Source organism: Amycolatopsis lexingtonensis, assembly GCF_014873755.1.
Classification (GTDB): domain Bacteria; phylum Actinomycetota; class Actinomycetes; order Mycobacteriales; family Pseudonocardiaceae; genus Amycolatopsis; species Amycolatopsis lexingtonensis.
This window is the reverse complement of record NZ_JADBEG010000001.1, coordinates 3,533,993-3,551,141: the sequence shown is the minus strand read 5'-3', so window position 1 is coordinate 3,551,141 and position 17,149 is coordinate 3,533,993. Positions and strand designations below refer to the sequence as shown.

Sequence of the window (17,149 nt, the reverse complement as noted above, 5' to 3'; positions counted from 1 at the left end):
CGTCGCCGGACCGGGATTTGATCGAAGGCATGGGAAAGCACGACGGAAAACGCGCTCTGGTCACCGGCGGCAGCACCGGAATCGGCTTGGCGATCGCGCGCCTGCTGGCCGCCGAAGGCGCTCGGGTGGTGGTCACGGGACGCGACGAAGCCGCGCTCGGAAAGGCGAGCGCGGAGGGGCTGGTCGCGGTGCGCAGCGACGTCACCGTGCAAGCCGACATCGACGCCCTCGCGGGCGAGGTCGAGGAGGCCTTCGGCCAGCTGGACGCGGTGTTCCTGAACGCGGGCACCACTGCCGTGACGCCGTTCGAGGCGACGACCGAGCAGGTGTACGACGCCATCTTCGCGGCCAACACCAAGGGCCCCTTCTTCACGTTGCAGCGGCTGACCCCGCTGCTCGCCGAGGGCTGCGGCGTAGTGCTGACCACCTCGGTTTCGGACGTGCTGGGGCAGCAGGACCACAGCGTCTACTCGGCGAGCAAGGCGGCCCTGCGGTCGTTCGCGCGGACCTGGGCGCGCGACCTGCTGCCGCGCGGGGTACGGGTCAACGCGGTGAGCCCCGGGCCGATCGACACGGGCATCCTGCGCAGAACCCTGCCCGCCGAAGTCGCGGAAGAAATGAAGGCGGGATTCGCCGCCCGGATTCCCATGCTGCGCATCGGGGAACCGGAAGAGGTCGCGCGTGCCGCCCTTTTCCTCGCGTTCGACGCGACCTACACCACCGGCGCCGAGCTCGTGGTGGACGGCGGCGGAACCCAGCTGTGACGCCGTCGCTTCGTGAACCGCGTCATTCCTGCCTCGCGAGCACCCACGGCATGAGTCTCGCGGCGAGCGCCCGGCTGAACGGGCGGACCAGTGACCGCAGTTCGGTGCAGGCGGCCTCGCCGATGTGCGCGTAGGGAGTCACGCTGTTCTCGTCGGTCGCTTTTTCGATTTCCGCTCGGCGGGCCGCGCCCGCGGGCGTGAACGCCGGGTCGGCGTCGCCGGTGAGCCAGCCTCGCTCACGGAGGCCGGCGGCGGCCCGGCTCCAGTCCACTTCGGACCACGACCGGGAGGTGCGCAACGTCTCGGCGGGAACGGCGCCGGAAGCGGCGTGCGTGACGAGGGCTTCGATGCCGTCCAGCCCGGCCGTCAGCAGAGCCGCGATGTGCGCGTCGCCGCGGTACTCCCGGAGCAGGGTCTGCGCGTGCCACAGGACCAGATGGGGCTCGGTGGGCCACGGCAAGGCCGCGTGGGCGGCGAAAAGGGGCCGGCCGATGACATCGCCGGCGACCGTCTCGGCGGCCTCGCGCGCCAGAGCGGCGGCCCGCCGCATCTCCGGCGAGCCGATCGCCTCGCCCAGGGTGTCGCGCAACGCCCGGTCGGCCGCGGCGTACCGCGCGGCCAGGACGGCTTCCGGGTCGGTGGTGGACCAGGCGGCGGTGATCGACGTCCGGACGAGGACCGGGTTGAAGTTGTAGAAGGTCGCGACCACGACCGGCGCCGGGACCGCGCCGAGCGCCGCCGACCTCGACGCGAAATAGCCGGCGCGGCCGGTGAGGCCGAGCTTCTCGTACGCGGCGGCGGCTTCCGGGGCGAAGTAGATCATTCCGTGGTAGGGCTCGAGAAGTCGCCAGGTCCGGCGCGCCGCTTCGATCACGCGGTCAACATACCATCCGGTCGGTATGGCGCTGGTCGCCTTTCACGCCGGCAAGGTGGCTTTCGAAGTCACGGTTCGCAGCGCGCCCCGCAGCAGCCGGGCGATCTGGGGAGACGTCCAGCCGGTGCGGGTGGCGAGTTCGGCCGTCGTGAGGTGGTCCACCGCCGTCGACCACAAGGCGAAGCGCTGGCGAGGCGGCAGCAGCGTCACTTCGTCGAGCAGTACCGCGTCGCGCAGTGCCGCGTCCAGCCGTGACCGGCCGATCCGCCGGCCCAGGACGGCACGCAGCTCCACCAGGACGCGGGTGCGTACCTGCCGTCCGGCGTCCACGACCGCCCGTGATCCGGCGGCATCCGGCTGTGCGCAAAGGATCCGGCTGCACAACGCGGCACTCTTCCGCCGGGAATGGCCGGTCTGGCACGCGACCCGGTAGACCAGCGTCAGCATCCGGCCGGGCAGATCCACCTCCGCGGATTCCCACTCCGGCACCGGGCGGGCCGGTGCGGGCCGGGAGTGGCTCCCGGTCGTCAACCGGTCGCCTTCGGCCGCGCCGGCTCCGCCGGCAGGTGCTCCAGCAGCCAGACGAGTTCCGCGGCGTCGATGATCCCGGCGTCCGCGGCACGGACCCAGGCGCCGGCTGCCCGCCGGGTGAACTCGCGCGTGAGGAGGGGTTTCGTCGTGTGCTGGACGCTGGTCATCGGCTGCTCCCGGTGGCGGGTGACGCGTGTTCGGCCACCGGGGTCCGGGGTTGCCGTGACGTGCTGTTCTCCCGAATCCTAGGCCCACTTCCGCGGGCAAGCGATTCGGTGACCGATACTCCGCCGCCGGCGGCCGGGTTCAGCCGAATGGACCAGTGGTGCCGCCGGGGAGCCCGCAGATTGGTCTCTTCGGCGCAATTGCTGTGACACACGGCCCTAGCTGTCACCCGTGCCTCGACCGGATGCTGGGGACACGGAGAGCAACACGCGGATGGCGGGTGGAGTCGTCACACCGCTTCCGCGTCGCTGGGGGCTCAGTCGCACATCGTGCTTGCCGCTTCGGAGTACCTCCGGCCCCTGACCGGTTTCCCCGGTTCACGAGTGCATGAAGGAGTCAACGTGGTCACCCATCATTATCCGCGCGGTCCGGATCTGTTCGCCGGGCTCGGTTCCGGCGAACGTCAGCAGGCCCGCCACGTCGAGGCGAACCGTCGCGTCGATCCGGTGTTCGTCGATCCGAGCGGGCGCCGGCGGCTGCTGGTCCGCGGTTCGGCCGGGGTACTGGCCGTCGCGGGGGTCGCGTTCATCGCGGGTACCGGGCTGTTGCTGGCCAACCAGCCGGCGACGTCCGCCGCCGGCGACGCCGAGTCCAACTCCGCGCCGGGCGCCCTTCCGGCCGTACCGGGTGCGGGGCGGCCGCCGGCCGCCGGCGCGGGACAGCAGCAGTCACCGGGGACGGGCCGGAGTTCCGGGCCGCGTATCGCCATACCGGCCAACGCCCTTCCCCTGTCCGCGGTAGCGGGCGGCGCCGCTGCAGGGGGACAGCAGCCGGCGGGCGGAGCGCAGAGTGGCACGAGCGGGCCCGCGGCGGCGGCGCAGCCGGGGAACCAGGCGGTCGCCGGCCCGGCGCCGGTGAACCGGGCCGATCCCGTTCCGCAGGCACGGCCCGCAGCCGCGGTTCCGCCGGTAGCGGTGGTTCCGCCCGTGGTCGTGCAGCCACCCGCTCCGGCGGTGGTGGCGCCGGTCGTGTCCGTCGTCCCACCCGTGGTCGAGGTCGTCGGTGGCGTGGTCGCACCCGTGACCGGGGCGGTCGGGTCGCTGCTCGGTAACCTGCTGTGACCGGGCGCCGGAGGTGGCGAGGCCGCCTCCGGCTGCCTTGGGTGTTCGCGGGCATCGCGGTGGCCCTGCTGTCGGTGATGCTCGTCATCGCGGGCTTGGCGAGCTCTCAGGTCAGCAACGACGCCAAGGCGCACGACCCGGTGGGCACCTCTTCGGTGCCCGCCGCGGTGGTCAACGGTGGTGCGGTGGTCGACGCGATCCGGTCTCCGGTGGTCTCGCGGGCACCGGCCGCCAAGACCATCGCGCTGACCTTCGACGACGGACCCGATCCGACCTGGACGCCCCAGATCCTCTCCATCCTGCGCAAGCACCAAGTGCCCGCGACGTTCTTCGTCGTCGGCTCGATGGCTTCGCGCCATCCGGAACTCCTCCGCCGGATCCACGACTCCGGTTCGGAAATCGGGCTGCACACCTTCACCCACCCCGACCTGGTGGATGTCTCCCCGTGGCGGCTGGACCGGGAGCTGGACCAGACGGAAATGGTGCTCGTCGGCAGCACCGGCCTGACCACCAACCTCTTCCGCCCGCCGTACTCCTCCAGCGTCTCCGCGGTCGACGACCTCGGCTACCGCACCGTGCAGTCGGCTGCGGCGCGCGGCTACCTCAGCGTTTTCACCGACACCGACAGCGACGACTGGGCGCGGCCGGGGGTCTCGGCGATCGTGCACAACGCCACACCGCCCTCGGACGCGGGTTCGATCGTGCTGCTGCACGACGCCGGCGGCGACCGGTCCGAGACGGTCGCGGCGCTGGACCTGCTGATCCCGCGGCTGCAGCAGCAGGGCTACCACTTCGCCACCGTCACCGCCGCGGCCGGGATGGCCCCGGCCAACCAGCCCGCCACCGCCCGGGACCGGGTGACCGGGGAGATCCTGCTGGGCGCCATCGGTGTTTCCCTCACCGTGGTCGCCTGGCTGCAGTGGATCCTGCTGGGCGTCGGCGTGCTGGTGATCCTCCGGCTGCTGCTGATGCTCGGCTACGCGGGCAGGCACGCCCGGCAGCGCCGCCATCCGCGCTGGAGCTGGGGACCCCCGGTGACCGAACCGGTCTCGGTCGTCGTGCCCGCCTACAACGAGTCGGCCAACATCGAAGTGGCGCTGCGGTCCATCCTGGCCAGTGACCACCCGGTGGAGGTCGTGGTCGTCGACGACGGGTCCACCGACGGCACCGCCGACCTCGTCGAAGCTCTCGAGCTGCCCGGGGTACGGGTCCTCCGCCAGCGCAACCAGGGCAAGGCGGCCGCGCTGAACGCCGGGATCGCGCAGGCCCGGTACGACCTCATCGTCATGGTCGATGGCGACACCGTGGTCGAGCCCACCGCCGTCCGGCGCCTGGTGCAACCCTTCGCCCGGCCCGGGATGGGTGCGGTGTCCGGCAACGTGAAGATCGTCAACCGCGACACCTTCCTGACCAGGCTGCAGCACATCGAGTACGTCATCGGGTTCAGCGTGGACCGCCGCGTGCACGACCTGACCGGGTCGATCTGCACGATCCCGGGCGCCGCGGGCGCGTTCCGGCGGGCCGCGATCGCCGATGCCGGCGGCTTGAGCTCGCTGACCCTGGCCGAGGACACCGATCTGACCATCGGGATCGGCAGGGCAGGCTGGCGCATGTCCTATGTGGACGACGCGGTCGCCTGGACCGAGGCCCCGGCGACCCTGCGGCAGCTGTGGCAGCAGCGGTTCCGCTGGACCTACGGCACGATGCAGTCGGTGTGGCGGCACCGCCGGGCGGTCGTCCAGCGGGGCACGGCGGGCCGCCTGGGCCGGTTCGGGCTCCTGCACGTCCTCGCGTTCCAGATCGTGCTGCCGGTGACCGCGCCGCTGATCGACGTGTTCTTCGTCTACGGCTTGTTCTTCCTCGATCCCGGGACGACGCTCGTGCTCTGGCTGTCGGTGATGCTGCTGCAGAGCGCGGGCGCCGCGTACGCCTTCCACCTCGACGGCGAGCCGAAGAGCGCGCTGTGGCTGATCCCGATGCAGCAGCTGGTGTACCGCCAGCTGATGTACGTGGTCCTCATCCAGTCGCTGGGCGCGGCGGTGTCCGGGATTCTCGTGCGCTGGCAGCGGATGCACCGCATCGGTGCGCTGCGGGCGACCGTGCGGGCCGGGGTGGCGCCCGCCGGGCCGGTCGAGCCCCGGGTCGCTCCGGCGACCGAACCCCCGCCGCCGGGGCGCCGTGACCGCTGGCTCGACAGCCTGCGCGGGGTCGCGCTGGTGCGGGTCGTGCTCTACCACGCCACGGGCTGGGGGTGGCTGAGCCTCGCCTTCCCGTCCATGGGCGTGATGTTCGCGCTCGGCGGTTCCCTCATGGTGAGCTCACTGCGCCGCACACCCGCGGTGGACGTCGTCGGCCACCGCATCCGCCGGCTGTTGCCCCCGCTGTGGCTCTTCGGCCTGGTCGCGGTCGGGCTGATGCTCGCGCACGGCTGGGCGCGCGACACCGGCGACCTCGCCCTGAGCTGGCCGCGGATGGTGTTCTGGGTGTTCCCGATCCTGGACCCGCCGGGCAGTCTCTGGGGTGCGGACTTCACGGTGGCGCTGTGGTACCTCCGTGCCTACCTGTGGTTCGTGCTGCTCAGCCCGCTGCTGCTGCTCGCGTTCCGCCGCCGGCCGGTCGTCACCGTGCTCGCCCCGCTGGTCTTCGTCGCGGTGGACGCCGTATTGGGCTCCCCGCTGGCCGATTCGGGGCCGGTCGGCGAGGGTGTGCTGGACTTCGTCACCTTCGGGGCGTGCTGGATGCTGGGCTTCGCCCACCGGGAAGGCATGCTGCGCCGGATCCACCCGGCCGTGCTGGCGGGACTGTTCGCGGCCGCGGTCGGACTGGGCGCCTGGTGGACGGCGGGGCACCCGCTGCCGGACGGGACGTTCGACCTCAACGAGATCCCGCTCGGGCAGGCGTTGATCTCCGCCGCCGCGATCCTCGTGTTCCTGCGGGTGTCGCCCAAGCTCGCCTGGCTGGACCGGACGCCGGTGTTCGGCCGGCTGGTGACCGTGCTCAACGCGCGTGCGGTGACGATCTACCTGTGGCACAACGTCGCCATCGACGTTTCCTATCCCGTCGACGACTGGCTCGGCTGGTCTTCGCTGCCGGTTCGGCTGGCGACATCGGCCGTTCTCACGGCCGTGGCCGTGCTCGCCTTCGGCTGGGTCGAGGACCTGGCGGCCCGCCGTCCCCTGCGGCTGCTTCCCGGTAACCGCCGGAAGCCGGTCGTTCCCGCGGTCGTTCCGGCGGGCGTCTGACGATTCAGTACATGGCCTCGATTGCCTGGGCGTAGTGGGTGGCGATCGGGGTGCGCCTGAGCTTGCCGGTCGGGGTCAGGTGCGCGCTGCCCGGCAGCCAGATCTCGGGCAGGACGGTGAACTTCTTGATCTGCTCGACCCGCGACAGCGTGGCGTTGGCGGCGTCCACCCCGCTCTGCACGGCGGCCACCAGCTCGGCGCGCCCGGTCAATGTCGCGAGGTCGCCCGGCAGCCCGTGCCGGTGGGCGAAGGCCTGGGCGGCGTCGGGATCGAGGCAGAGCAGCATCGTGTTGTACGGGCGCTGTTCGCCGATGACGACGGCGCTGCTCACCAGCGGGCAGTGCGCGAGAACGGCGTTCTCGATGTTCGTGGGCGACATGTTCTTGCCCGCGGCGTTGACGATGATCTCCTTCTTGCGGTCGACGATCTTCAGGTAGCCGTCGGCGTCGAACTCGCCGATGTCGCCGGTGTGCAGCCAGCCGTCCGGGTCGATGGTCTCGGCGGTCTTGCCCGGGTCCTTGCGGTAGCCGCGCATGACCATCGGGCCGCGTGCGAGGACCTCGCCGTCGTCGGCCAGCGCGATCCGCGCGCCGGGCACCGGCAAGCCGACCGTGCCGATCTTGATGCGGTGCAAGGGATTCACCGTGATCGCCGCGGTGCATTCCGACATCCCCCAGCCCTCGGACAGCGGAATGCCGAGGCCCAGGAGGAACTCGTGCACTTCACGCGGGATGGGCGCCGCTCCGCTGACGGCGGCGGCGATCCGGTCGAGGCCGAGCCGCCGCCGGATCCGTGCCAGCACCAGCCGGTCGGCCAGCTCGTAGTGCAGCCGTGCCGCGCGGTGCCGCGCGGTGCTGCGCGCGGCCGTCGGACCGGGCACGGGCGTGGGCGCGGCCGGTGCCGATCGCCCAGCCGGCGAGCGCGCGGCGGATCGGGTCCTGCCGGGCGAGCGCGTCCTGCAGCCCCGCCTTCAGCTTGACCCAGACGCGGGGCACGCCGACGAAGTAGGTGGGCCGGACCTCGGTGAGTGCGTCCGGCAGGCGGCGGGCGTCGGCGACGGTGGTGATCTGCCCGCCGTGCAGCAGGTGGGCGTAGTGGCTGAACCAGCGGTTGGCCGCGTGCGCGTCCGGCAGGTAGGAGATCATCCGGTTGGGCTGGTCGCGGACGCCGAAGTCGGCGAGGACCCGTGCGTTCTCGATGAAGTTCGCGTGGGTCAGTTCGACGCCCTTGGGCGGTCCGGTGGTCCCCGAGGTGTAGACGAGGGTGAGCAGGTCCCGCGGGACGACGGCACGCCAGGCCGCCTCGAAGTCGAACGCGGTCGCCGGCTCGGCTTCCAGCCGTGCCAGTGGCACGACGCCCCCGTCCGCGCTGTCGACGCAGACGATGTGCTCGACGTCGCCCCCGTGCCGGATCGCCTCGCGGACGACCGGCAGGAACTGCCGCTCGCAGATCACGACGCGGTTCCCGGCGTTGCCGAACTGGTAGGCCAGCACGTGCGCCGGATTGGTGTTGTAGACCGAGAACGGCGTCGCGCCCAGGTGCAGGGCCGCGGTGTCGCACAGGTGGAACTCCGGCCGGTTGGTCAGCATCAGCGCGACGGTGTCGCCGTGGTCCACGCCCAGGCCGGCCAGCCCGGCGGCGATGGCGCGCACCCGGTCCCGGTACTGCCGCCAGGTGAGTGTCACGGTGCCGCCGAGATCGCGCAGGGCGACCGCGTCGGGTTCCAGCGCGGCGATGGACTGGAACGCCTCGCAGAGGGTTCGGGGCGGGGGCATCGCGGGCTCCTTCGGCGAACGGGAGTGGACGTCAGATGCCGCGGGCGCGGTGCTCGTAGGCCCGCCGCCGATCGGCGTCGACGTCGTCGGTGAACAGGTGATCGCCGCCGAGCACCCGGGCCGCGGCCTCCGAGACCCGGCGGGGCAGGAACTTCTGCGACCCGAGCAGCAGCCCGGTTTGCCAGGTGACCCGCACGACCGGACGCGGCCTGGCGATGAGCCGGACGATGGCGGCGGCGATCTCCGCCGGCTCGGCCGCGCGGAAGCCGGGGATCCCCCGGGTGCCCGCGGTGAGCTCGGTGTTGACGAACGAGGGCAGCACCACCGAGAAGTCGACGCCGCTGCCGCGGTTCTCGACCCGGACCGCGTCGGTGAACCCGATGACGGCGTACTTGCTGGCGCAGTAGGTGGCCACCCCGGGCGCGTACGCCTCACCGGCCAGGGACGCGACGTTGATGACGTGACCGGTGCGGCGGGGGAGCATGCGCCGCAGCGCGAGCTTGGTGCCGACGATCACGCCGTAGGTGTTGATGCCGAGGACGCGCCGGGTCACCGCGTCGGGCTCGTCGGCCAGCAGGCCGACCGGCATGACCCCGGCGTTGTTGACCAGCACGTCGACCGGTCCGACGCGGCTCTCGACCTCGGCGAGGAACGCCTCGAACGACTCGGGGTCGGTCACGTCCAGCTTCGCGGCGACCGCGAACCCGGCCGCCTCGCCCGCCGTCTTCGCGGCGGCCTCGTCGACGTCGCCGATGGCGACCCGCGCACCGAGGCGGTGCACCGCGGTCGCGGTCGCGAGGCCGATACCGCGGGCGCCGCCGGTGACGACGACGACTTTCCCGGTGATCGCGGCGGCCCGGTCGCCGGTCGTCACGCGGTCGCCCACTGGTCGAACCGGCCGGGCAGCTTCGCCAGCTCCCACGGTCCGTCGGTCTCCACGACTTCCTGGTACGCCCAGCCCCGCAGCAGCGACACCGCGCCGCCCTGCACGGCCAGCACCTTGCCGGTGAGCGGGCAGTCCGGGCTCGCCAGGTACGCCACCACGGGCGCGATGTTGGCGGGGGAGAAGGCGTCGAACTCGCCCTCGGGCACCTCTTCGGCGAACATGGCGCCCATGCCCGGGGTGGCCAGGGTGAGCCGGGTGCGCGCGACCGGGGCGACGGCGTTGACCCGCACCCCGTACCGCTCCAGTTCCAGGGCCGCGACCTCGGTGAGGGCGGCGATGCCCGCTTTGGCCGCGCCGTAGTTGGCCTGGCCCGCGTTGGGCATGAAGGTGCCGGACGCCGAGGCGGTGTTGATCACCGACGCGGTGACCGGCTTGCCCGCCTTGGTCTGTTCCTTCCAGTACGCCGCCGCGTGGTGCAGCACCGAGAAGTGGCCCTTCAGGTGGACCGCGATGACCGAGTCCCACTGGGCTTCGGTCATCCCGGCGATGAACGCGTCGCGCAGGATGCCCGCGTTGTTCACCACGACGTCCAGCCCGCCGAACTCCGCGATCGCCCGGTCGACCAGTGCCTTCGCGCCGTCCCAGGTGGCGACGTCGTCGGTGCTGGCCACGGCCCGGCCCCCGGCGGCGACGATTTCGTCGGCTACCCGCTTGGCCGGACCGGCGTCCGAGCCGCTGCCGTCGTTGCCGCCGCCGAGGTCGTTCACCACGACCGCGGCGCCCTCCTTCGCGAACAGCAGCGCGTGCTCGCGGCCGATGCCCCGGCCCGCCCCGGTGATGACGGCGACCCGTCCGTCCAGCACGCCCATCTCACGCCACCAGCTTTTCGAGGTTGTCCAGCGAGGCGGTGAGCTCCTTGGTGGTGGCCCGCTCGACGGCGCCGCCGATCGCGCCGACCATCATCTGGCTGACGAACTCGGCGTCGACGGTCGCCACGGAGGCGTCCGGGCCCTGGGCCACGACTGAGAGGGTGAAGGTGATCTTCGCGCCCGCCATGCCGGCGCCGGAGAAGCGGGTGCTGTTCGGCGCGTCGTACTCCTCGACGGTGAAGGTGATGGTGTTGGCCATGCCCATGATGGTCAGCACCTCGGCCATGGTGGCGCCCTTCGCCAGCACGGCCGGCGGCTCTTCCTTCCACTTGGTGTGCACCGTCAGCCACTCCTCGAAGCGCTTCGGGTCGGAAATGACCGCCCACACCTTTTCCGGCGCGACGGCGAACTCCTTCGAGACGTGTGCCTCAGCCATGATCGTTTCCTCCTGGGGTGGTGCGGGTTTCAGCGGTGGGCCGGCCGGTAGGCGGTGACGAACGCCGCGCCGCCGAGGCCGATGTTGTGCGCGAGCGCGATCCGGGCGCCCTCGACTTGGCGGGCCGCGGCCTCGCCGCGCAATTGCCAGGTCAGTTCGGCGCACTGGGCCAGGCCGGTGGCGCCGAGCGGGTGGCCCTTGGAGATCAGCCCGCCGGACGGGTTGACGACCCAGCGGCCGCCGTAGGTGGTGTCGCCGTTGTCGACGAGCTTGTGCCCTTCGCCTTCCCCGGCGAGCCCGAGCGCCTCGTAGGTGAGCAGCTCGTTGGGGGCGAAGCAGTCGTGCAGCTCGATCACGTCGACGTCGGCGGGGCCGAACCCGGCCTGGGCGTACACCCGCTCGGCGGCCGCGGTCGTCATGTCGACACCGACCAGGGCGCGGGCCGTCCCAGCCTCGAACGTCGAGGGCAGGTCGGTGACCACGGCCTGGCCCACGATCTCGACCGCGCGCCCGCCCAGGTCGTGCTCGTCCACGAACCGCTCACTGGCCAGCACGGCGGCGGCCGAGCCGTCCGAAGTGGGCGAGCACATCAGCCGGGTCATGCCGAGTGGTTCGTACACCATCTTGGCGGCGCGGATTTCGTCCACTGTGTACACGTCCTGGAACTGGGCGTACGGGTTGTTCGCCGAGTGCCGGTGGTTCTTCTCGGCGATCTTGGCGTAGTGCTCGGGCGTGGAGCCGTGGTTCTCCATGTGCTCCGCGCCCGCCGCGCCGAACATCCACGGCGCCACCGGCATCGCGAACTCGCGCACCCGGGCGAGCGCCTCGATGTGCCGCAGCAGCGGCTGTTCCCGGTCGGCGTAGCCGGCCTCGAGCGACCCGGACTGCATCTTCTCGAACCCGATGGCGAGCGCGCAGTCGGCGTCGCCGCCGCGGACGGCCCGGGCCGCGAGGTACAGCGCGGTGGAGCCGGTGGAGCAGTTGTTGTTGACGTTGACGATCGGGATGCCGGTCAGGCCCAGCTCGTAGACGGCGCGCTGGCCGCTGGTGGAGTCGCCGTAGCAGTAACCCGCCACCGCCTCCTGGACCTCGCCGTAGCCGATGCCGGCGTCCTCGAGTGCCTTCGTGCCGGCCTCGCCGGCCATGGCCGGGTAGTCCCAGCCCTCCCGCCGGCCCGGCTTCTCGAACTTCGTCATGCCGACGCCGATGACGTAGACCTTGGTGCTCATGGCTGCTCCTCTGCCGGCTACGCGAACTCGGCGCGGCCGTCGGTGATCAGGAATTTGCCGGGTCGCTCGTCACCGGCCGTCTCGAACGCGTAGGCGCCGTCGCCGGCCGGCCACACACTGGTGGTGATGGTTTCCTTCGGCAGGCCCGGCTTGGTCAGCCGCACCGCGAGCCGCTTGAGCCGGCCCGGGTCGTCCGGGCTGATCCTCGTGATCAGCGCGTGCGAGGTGAACGCGATCGTGCACAGGCCGTGGACGATGATCCCGGGCAGGCCCATCGCCCGGGCGAACTCGTCGTCGGTGTGGATCGGCATCGGGTCACCGGCGGGCCCGGCGTAGCGGAACGTCTGGTCCTCGTCGAACCGCTGCACCGCGGTGAAGCCGGGCTCGCGCTCGCGCAGTCCGGCCGGGAAGGCGTGGTCCGGCGCGGGGACGCCGACGCCGCCGTCGAACGCGCCACCGCGGAAGAAGCCGATGAAGTACTGCTCGTTGACCAGGTCGCCGTGGGTGCGGCTGCGCGTCTCCACCAGCGTGGTGACCACGACGCCGGACTCCTTGCCGTGGACGCCGACCGGCTTGGCCCGCACCGCCAGCGTCTCGCCCGGCACGATCGGCCGGTGCAGCCGGAAGTCGTGCTCGCCGTGCAGGATGCGCAGCATCAGCTCGTCCGGCACCACGGACATGGTGGCGTCGGTCATCACCACCATGGCGGGCACCACGGCGAACACCGGCGGCGCGCAGGTGCCGTCGAGGTGCCGGGCGATGGGGTCGTTGGTGGCCTTCGCGTACGCGATGGTCCGCTCGGCCTCGACCGCGAATTCGTGTTCCTCGCCCCACACGTCGAGGCGGTCGAGCGGGTAGGCCGCGGTGGTTTCCTGTGCTCCATCGGACATACCTCGACGGTAGGAACCACACGGCACGCCTGACGATGGCCGAACCACTCGCGCCGGTGGCCGAACCGCTCACGTCCGCGGTCGCCGCAGCCGCGAGCGCGGGCTAGCCTCCGTGTCGTGCCCGACGTGTCGGTCGAGACCGGCCCTACCGTCCCGATCCAGCGCGTCCAGCAGACCGTCGCGCTGGCCCTGCGGCGCGGCTGGGACGTCGACGCCCTGCTCGCCGCCGCCGGGATCGCGCCGGACCTGCTGGCCGAGGGCCGCTCCCGGGTCACCGCCGCGCAGCTCGCCTCGGTGATCCGGGCGCTGTGGCGCGCCACCGACGACGAGCTGCTCGGGTTCGGGCTGGCGCCGGTCCCGCGCGGCACCGCCCATCTGCTGGCGCACGCCATGATCACCGCGCCCGATCTCGGCGGGATGCTGCGGCGGTGCCAGGGGTTCCGGCGCGCGGTTCCGGGGTTCCCGCCGCCGGAGCTGACCACCGACGGCGAGCGGGCCAGGTTCACCTGCGACGTCCAGGCCGTCGAGGATCCCGTTCCGCTGCTGGTCGACACCATGCTCGCGGTCGTCCACCGGTTCCTCGGCTGGGCGATCGGGAAACGGCTGCCGCTGCACGTCGTCGAGGTGCCCTACCGGCGGCAGCCGGAGATCGACGACCACGACCTGATCTTCGGCGCCCCGATGGCGTTCGGCGCCGACCGCCCGGGCCTGGTGTTCGCCACCCGGTGGCTCGCGGCACCGATCGTGCGCGGCGCGGACGAGCTCGACGGCTACCTGCGCGACTCGCCGGCCCGCTTCCTCACCGATGGCGGGTACAGCACCACGCTCACCGGCCAGGTCCGGGCGCGGATGGCGCGTGGCCTGGGCGGTGCGTGGCCGGGTGTCGAGGAGATCGCCGCCGGGCTGGCGATGAGCCCGCAGACGCTGCGCCGCCGGCTGCGGGAGGAAGGCACGTCCGCGCGGGAGATCCGGGAGCAGATCCTGCGCGACGCCGCCATCGCCGGGCTGGTGCGCGGGCAGGAGACGGTGCAGGCCCTCTCGCGCCGGCTCGGCTTCTCCGAGCCCAGCACCTTCTCCCGGGCCTTCCGGCGCTGGACGGGCAGCCCGCCCGGCGCGTACCAGCGCCGGAACGCCTGAGCGTTTCGGCCAATCATCCGGGCGGCCGGGCCATGGGGCGCCGGGCCGCCCGCGCCTACCGTCGTGGCCGTGGACGAAACCGCAAGCAGCATCGACGTGCGATCGCCGGCCGACGGCAGACTGCTCGCGTCGGTCGGCCGCACGGACGCCGCGACGGTGGCGCGCACCGTCGCGGACCTGCGTGCCGCGCAGCCGGAGTGGGAAGCACTCGGGCCGCGCGAGCGCGCCCGCTGGCTCCGCCGCTACCGCGACTGGCTGCTCGACCACGCCGGCGACCTGGCCCGGTTGCTGCAGGACGAGACCGGCAAAGCGTGGCCGGAGGCCCGCGCCGAACCCGCCTACCCGGTCCACGTGATCAACTACTACGCGAAGCACGCCGCACGCTTCCTGGCGACTGAACGCCCCCGCCCGGCCTCGCTGCTGGTGGCGAACAAGCGGCAGGAACGGCTGCTGCGCCCCTACCCGGTGGTCGGGGTGATCTCGCCGTGGAACTTCCCGCTCGCGCTGGCCATGATGGACGCGCTGCCCGCGCTGATCGCGGGCGCCGCCGTGGCGATCAAGCCGTCGGAGTTCACCCCGCTCGCCACCCTGGCCGCCGTCGCGGGGTGGCGCGAGATCGGCGCCCCCGCGGTCCTCGCCTGCGTGACCGGGGCGGGGGAGAGCGGCGCGGCGCTGGTCGACCAGGTGGACTTCGTCCAGTTCACCGGCTCCGAGCGCACCGGCCGCCGCATCGCCGAGCGGGCCGGGGCGCGCCTGGTCCCGTGCGGGCTGGAGCTCGGCGGCAAGGACGCGATGATCGTGCTGGCCGACGCCGACGTCGAGCGGGCCGCCCGGGGTGCGGTGTTCGGTGCGCTGTACAACGCGGGGCAGACGTGCGTGTCGGTGGAGCGGGTCTACGTGGCCGCCGAAGTCCACGACCGGTTCGTGGCCGCCGTCGTTGCCGAGGTGGGGCGGTTGCGGCTCGGTGCGGCCACGCCCGGCTACGGCGTCGACGTCGGCGCCATCGTCAGCGCCAGGCAGACCGAGATCGTTGCCGAGCACGTCGCCGACGCCCGCGAGCGCGGCGCACGCGTGCTGACCGGCGGGATGCGCCGGGGCGAGCACGGCTACGAGCCGACCGTGCTGGTGGCCGTCGACCACTCGATGGCCTGCATGCGCGAGGAGAGCTTCGGGCCGCTGCTGCCGATCATGAAAGTCGCCGACGCCGACGAGGCGATCCGGCTGGCCAACGACTCGCCCTACGGGCTGTCGGCGAGCGTCTGGACCCGCGACCGGGCCCTGGCGCGCCGGCTGGCACCCCGGCTGGAGGTGGGCGCGGTCAACGTCAACGACGTCATCGTCAACCTGCTGGCGCTGCCGCTGCCGCACGGCGGCTGGAAGGCCTCCGGGCTCGGCGCCCGCAACGGCGGACCGTACGGAATCCGCAAGTACTGCCGCGCCCAGGCGGTGCTCTCGGAGTGGTTCCCGCTGCCGGTCACCCCGCACTGGTTCCCCTATACCCGGGGAAAGGCAGAACTGTTCGCCAGGTTCATGCGAGCCGCCGGCACCCGTGACGCGCGCCGGCTGTGGCGGGCGATCGCGAGCGGCAGCAGGGAGTGGTGAGGGTGGCGACCGCGGATGCCGATCTGGCGGAATTCATGAATGCCGTGATCGAGCACGGCGTCCCGCCGATGCACGCGTTGGGGATTCGCGTCGTCGAGCTGCGGCCCGGATACGTGCTCGGGGCGGCTCCGCTGGCGGGAAACGGCAACCACCTGGGCACGATGTACGCCGGTACTTTGTTCGGCTTGGCCGAAATGCTGGGCGGCGCGTTGTTCGTCGCGAGTTTCGACGTCGAACGGTTCCACCCGACGGTGAAGGACGTCCGGATCCGGTACCGGCGTCCGGCCACCACCGACGTGCGGGCCGAGGCATCCCTCGGCGCGGACACGATCGCCCGGCTGCGGCGCGAGGCGGAGGACCACGGCAAGGCCGAGTTCGTGCTCGACGCGACGATCACCGACGCCGCCGGCGAGGTTGTCGCCGGTACCACGGGCACCTACCAGGTCCGGGCGAACGCCGTGCGAACGATCGGATCGTGACCACACGGCCGGAAGCCCCGCCGGGCGTGGGGGCCGGCGGGGATCGCGGTGGTGCTACAGCGGCAGGAGGGGGAGGAGGACGGCGGCGGCGGCGCTGGTGATGGCTACGACGGCGCCGTTGACGATGCCGGTGACGGAGTCGATCAAGCCGCCGATGATGACGATGCCCATGATGGGTTCTCCTTTGTGTTGGGTGGGATCCGTCTGCGGGCCGCGGGGGTCACCCGGTGCAGTTGGGGACGGCCGGGACGCTGCCGACGCAGTTGTTGGGCGTGTTGGCGGTGATGGGTGCGTTGGTGGTGGTCATGGTGCCGCCCTGGCGGTAGACGCCGCCGGAGTCGCCCAGGAGCAGCAGTGCGTGGTTGTCGGTGACGGCGGTCTGGGTGAGGGTCGTCGCGGTGGCGGCGACGGCGGAGATCCCGCCGCCGCGGCCGGCGCTGTTGCCGGTGATGAACAGGGGGCTGCCGGTGACGCCGGTGACGGTCAGGGTGCCGCGGAGTCCGTTGTAGACGGCGCCGCCGTCGCCGAGCAGGGTGGTGTTGCCCTGCAGCGGGCTGTTCGTGAACGTCGCGGCGGGTGCGGTGCCGGTGGGGGTGTCGGCGTTGGCGAGGCCGCCGCCGTTGCCGGAGGCGGTGTTGCCGGTCAACGTGCTTCCGGTGAGGGTGACCGCGCCGCGGTTGAGGATGCCGCCGCCGTTGCCGAGCACGTTGCCGCGGGTGAACGCGACGCCGGTGGTGAGGGTGAGGCTGCCGGTCGGGCCGACTTCGGCGATGCGGAACAGCCCCAGGCCCAGCAAGGAGGCGTTGGTGACGGTGGCGGGGCCGATCATTTCGATCGGGGTGGTGATCACCGGGAGCGCGTTCGCGGCGCCGCCGTGGGCGGTGGTCATGCCGTAGGTGCAGCCACCCGCCAGGACGAGCGTGTCCGAGGTGGGGGTGGAGTTGGCCAGGTTGACCGCCGCGACGAGGGCGTTTTCGCCGCAGGCCACCGGAATCGTGATGGCCTGCGCCGCCGGGGCCAGCGCGATCAGGCCGCCGGTCGCGACGGTGGCGCCGAACACGACTCCGGCAATGGCGTGGATGCGTCGCATGACTGTTTCTTTCCTGGAACAGGATAGTGTGGGCCAAGTGGGATCGGTCCACGAAAAAA

The 17,149-nt window shown here is 72.3% G+C and carries 17 protein-coding genes; 6 read left to right on the top strand and 11 right to left on the bottom strand.

Annotated elements, in window-relative coordinates; all coding sequences use genetic code 11:
- Positions 1-29 precede the first annotated feature (29 nt).
- Positions 30-764 (top strand): SDR family oxidoreductase, encoded by a 735-nt coding sequence (locus tag H4696_RS16085; protein WP_086864669.1) that lies wholly within the window; start codon positions 30-32, stop codon positions 762-764.
- Between the two features lie 22 nt (positions 765-786).
- On the opposite strand, the gene H4696_RS16080 is transcribed toward H4696_RS16085, so the two are convergent.
- From H4696_RS16080 to H4696_RS16070, 3 genes are read right to left on the bottom strand one after another with little or no spacing between them, the layout of a single operon-like run.
- Positions 787-1,638, bottom strand: coding sequence for an SCO6745 family protein (locus tag H4696_RS16080; RefSeq protein ID WP_086864664.1), 852 nt, complete (start codon positions 1,636-1,638; stop codon positions 787-789).
- A 42-nt stretch (positions 1,639-1,680) separates the two neighbouring features.
- Entirely contained in the window at positions 1,681-2,169 is a 489-nt protein-coding gene (locus H4696_RS16075) for an LbetaH domain-containing protein (RefSeq protein WP_143265400.1), read from the bottom strand.
- A complete protein-coding gene (locus H4696_RS16070; RefSeq protein WP_158104419.1) occupies positions 2,166-2,336 on the bottom strand; it encodes a hypothetical protein in 171 nt (56 codons plus the stop codon). Before H4696_RS16070 ends, H4696_RS16075 begins: the two co-directional genes overlap by 4 nt.
- A gap of 399 nt (positions 2,337-2,735) precedes the next feature.
- Between H4696_RS16070 and H4696_RS16065 the strand changes: the two genes are divergently transcribed.
- Together H4696_RS16065 and H4696_RS16060 are read left to right on the top strand one after the other, a co-directional pair.
- Positions 2,736-3,455, top strand: a complete 720-nt coding sequence (locus tag H4696_RS16065; RefSeq protein ID WP_086864662.1) for a hypothetical protein — start codon at positions 2,736-2,738, stop codon at positions 3,453-3,455.
- A gap of 41 nt (positions 3,456-3,496) precedes the next feature.
- Positions 3,497-6,697, top strand: coding sequence for a glycosyltransferase (locus H4696_RS16060; protein ID WP_249027229.1), 3,201 nt, complete (start codon positions 3,497-3,499; stop codon positions 6,695-6,697).
- A 4-nt stretch (positions 6,698-6,701) separates the two neighbouring features.
- Here the strand turns inward: H4696_RS16060 and H4696_RS50080 are convergent, their stop codons facing one another.
- From H4696_RS50080 to H4696_RS16030, 7 genes are read right to left on the bottom strand one after another with little or no spacing between them, the layout of a single operon-like run.
- A complete protein-coding gene (locus tag H4696_RS50080) occupies positions 6,702-7,418 on the bottom strand; it encodes an AMP-binding protein (protein WP_338078679.1) in 717 nt (238 codons plus the stop codon).
- 1 nt (position 7,419) lies between these two features.
- Positions 7,420-8,472: an AMP-binding protein gene (locus tag H4696_RS50075; RefSeq protein WP_225955706.1), complete on the bottom strand. Its 1,053-nt coding sequence runs from the start codon at positions 8,470-8,472 to the stop codon at positions 7,420-7,422.
- Between the two features lie 31 nt (positions 8,473-8,503).
- Positions 8,504-9,346: an SDR family oxidoreductase gene (locus H4696_RS16050; RefSeq protein WP_086865600.1), complete on the bottom strand. Its 843-nt coding sequence runs from the start codon at positions 9,344-9,346 to the stop codon at positions 8,504-8,506.
- Complete coding sequence (locus tag H4696_RS16045; protein WP_086865599.1) at positions 9,343-10,227, bottom strand: SDR family oxidoreductase; 885 nt, start codon at positions 10,225-10,227, stop codon at positions 9,343-9,345. The genes H4696_RS16050 and H4696_RS16045 overlap by 4 nt, the downstream gene beginning before the upstream one ends.
- A 1-nt stretch (position 10,228) precedes the next feature.
- A complete protein-coding gene (locus H4696_RS16040; protein WP_086865598.1) occupies positions 10,229-10,663 on the bottom strand; it encodes a type II toxin-antitoxin system Rv0910 family toxin in 435 nt (144 codons plus the stop codon).
- A gap of 29 nt (positions 10,664-10,692) precedes the next feature.
- A complete protein-coding gene (locus H4696_RS16035; protein WP_086865597.1) occupies positions 10,693-11,892 on the bottom strand; it encodes a lipid-transfer protein in 1,200 nt (399 codons plus the stop codon).
- Positions 11,893-11,909: 17 nt separating this feature from the next.
- Positions 11,910-12,782, bottom strand: coding sequence for a MaoC/PaaZ C-terminal domain-containing protein (locus H4696_RS16030; RefSeq protein WP_086865596.1), 873 nt, complete (start codon positions 12,780-12,782; stop codon positions 11,910-11,912).
- 117 nt (positions 12,783-12,899) lie between these two features.
- Here H4696_RS16030 and H4696_RS16025 point away from each other — a divergent pair, with 117 nt between their 5' ends.
- From H4696_RS16025 to H4696_RS16015, 3 genes are all read left to right on the top strand, one after another.
- Positions 12,900-13,919: an AraC family transcriptional regulator gene (locus H4696_RS16025; RefSeq protein WP_086865595.1), complete on the top strand. Its 1,020-nt coding sequence runs from the start codon at positions 12,900-12,902 to the stop codon at positions 13,917-13,919.
- 69 nt (positions 13,920-13,988) lie between these two features.
- Positions 13,989-15,521 (top strand): aldehyde dehydrogenase family protein, encoded by a 1,533-nt coding sequence (locus tag H4696_RS16020; RefSeq protein WP_211299861.1) that lies wholly within the window; start codon positions 13,989-13,991, stop codon positions 15,519-15,521.
- A gap of 2 nt (positions 15,522-15,523) precedes the next feature.
- Complete coding sequence (locus tag H4696_RS16015; protein ID WP_338078678.1) at positions 15,524-16,000, top strand: YiiD C-terminal domain-containing protein; 477 nt, start codon at positions 15,524-15,526, stop codon at positions 15,998-16,000.
- Between the two features lie 220 nt (positions 16,001-16,220).
- Here the strand turns inward: H4696_RS16015 and H4696_RS16010 are convergent, their stop codons facing one another.
- Entirely contained in the window at positions 16,221-17,090 is an 870-nt protein-coding gene (locus H4696_RS16010; RefSeq protein ID WP_143265487.1) for a hypothetical protein, read from the bottom strand.
- Positions 17,091-17,149 lie beyond the last annotated feature (59 nt).

What these genes read in the sequence shown, in the direction of transcription:
- H4696_RS16085 (WP_086864669.1), top strand. Translation starts at nt 30, where the DNA reads ATGGGAAAGCACGACGGAAAACGCGCTCTGGTCACCGGCGGCAGCACC.
- H4696_RS16070 (WP_158104419.1), bottom strand. Translation starts at nt 2,336, where the DNA reads ATGACCAGCGTCCAGCACACGACGAAACCCCTCCTCACGCGCGAGTTC.
- H4696_RS50075 (WP_225955706.1), bottom strand. Translation starts at nt 8,472, where the DNA reads ATGCCCCCGCCCCGAACCCTCTGCGAGGCGTTCCAGTCCATCGCCGCG.
- H4696_RS16045 (WP_086865599.1), bottom strand. Translation starts at nt 10,227, where the DNA reads ATGGGCGTGCTGGACGGACGGGTCGCCGTCATCACCGGGGCGGGCCGG.
- H4696_RS16040 (WP_086865598.1), bottom strand. Translation starts at nt 10,663, where the DNA reads ATGGCTGAGGCACACGTCTCGAAGGAGTTCGCCGTCGCGCCGGAAAAG.
- H4696_RS16035 (WP_086865597.1), bottom strand. Translation starts at nt 11,892, where the DNA reads ATGAGCACCAAGGTCTACGTCATCGGCGTCGGCATGACGAAGTTCGAG.
- H4696_RS16030 (WP_086865596.1), bottom strand. Translation starts at nt 12,782, where the DNA reads ATGTCCGATGGAGCACAGGAAACCACCGCGGCCTACCCGCTCGACCGC.
- H4696_RS16010 (WP_143265487.1), bottom strand. Translation starts at nt 17,090, where the DNA reads ATGCGACGCATCCACGCCATTGCCGGAGTCGTGTTCGGCGCCACCGTC.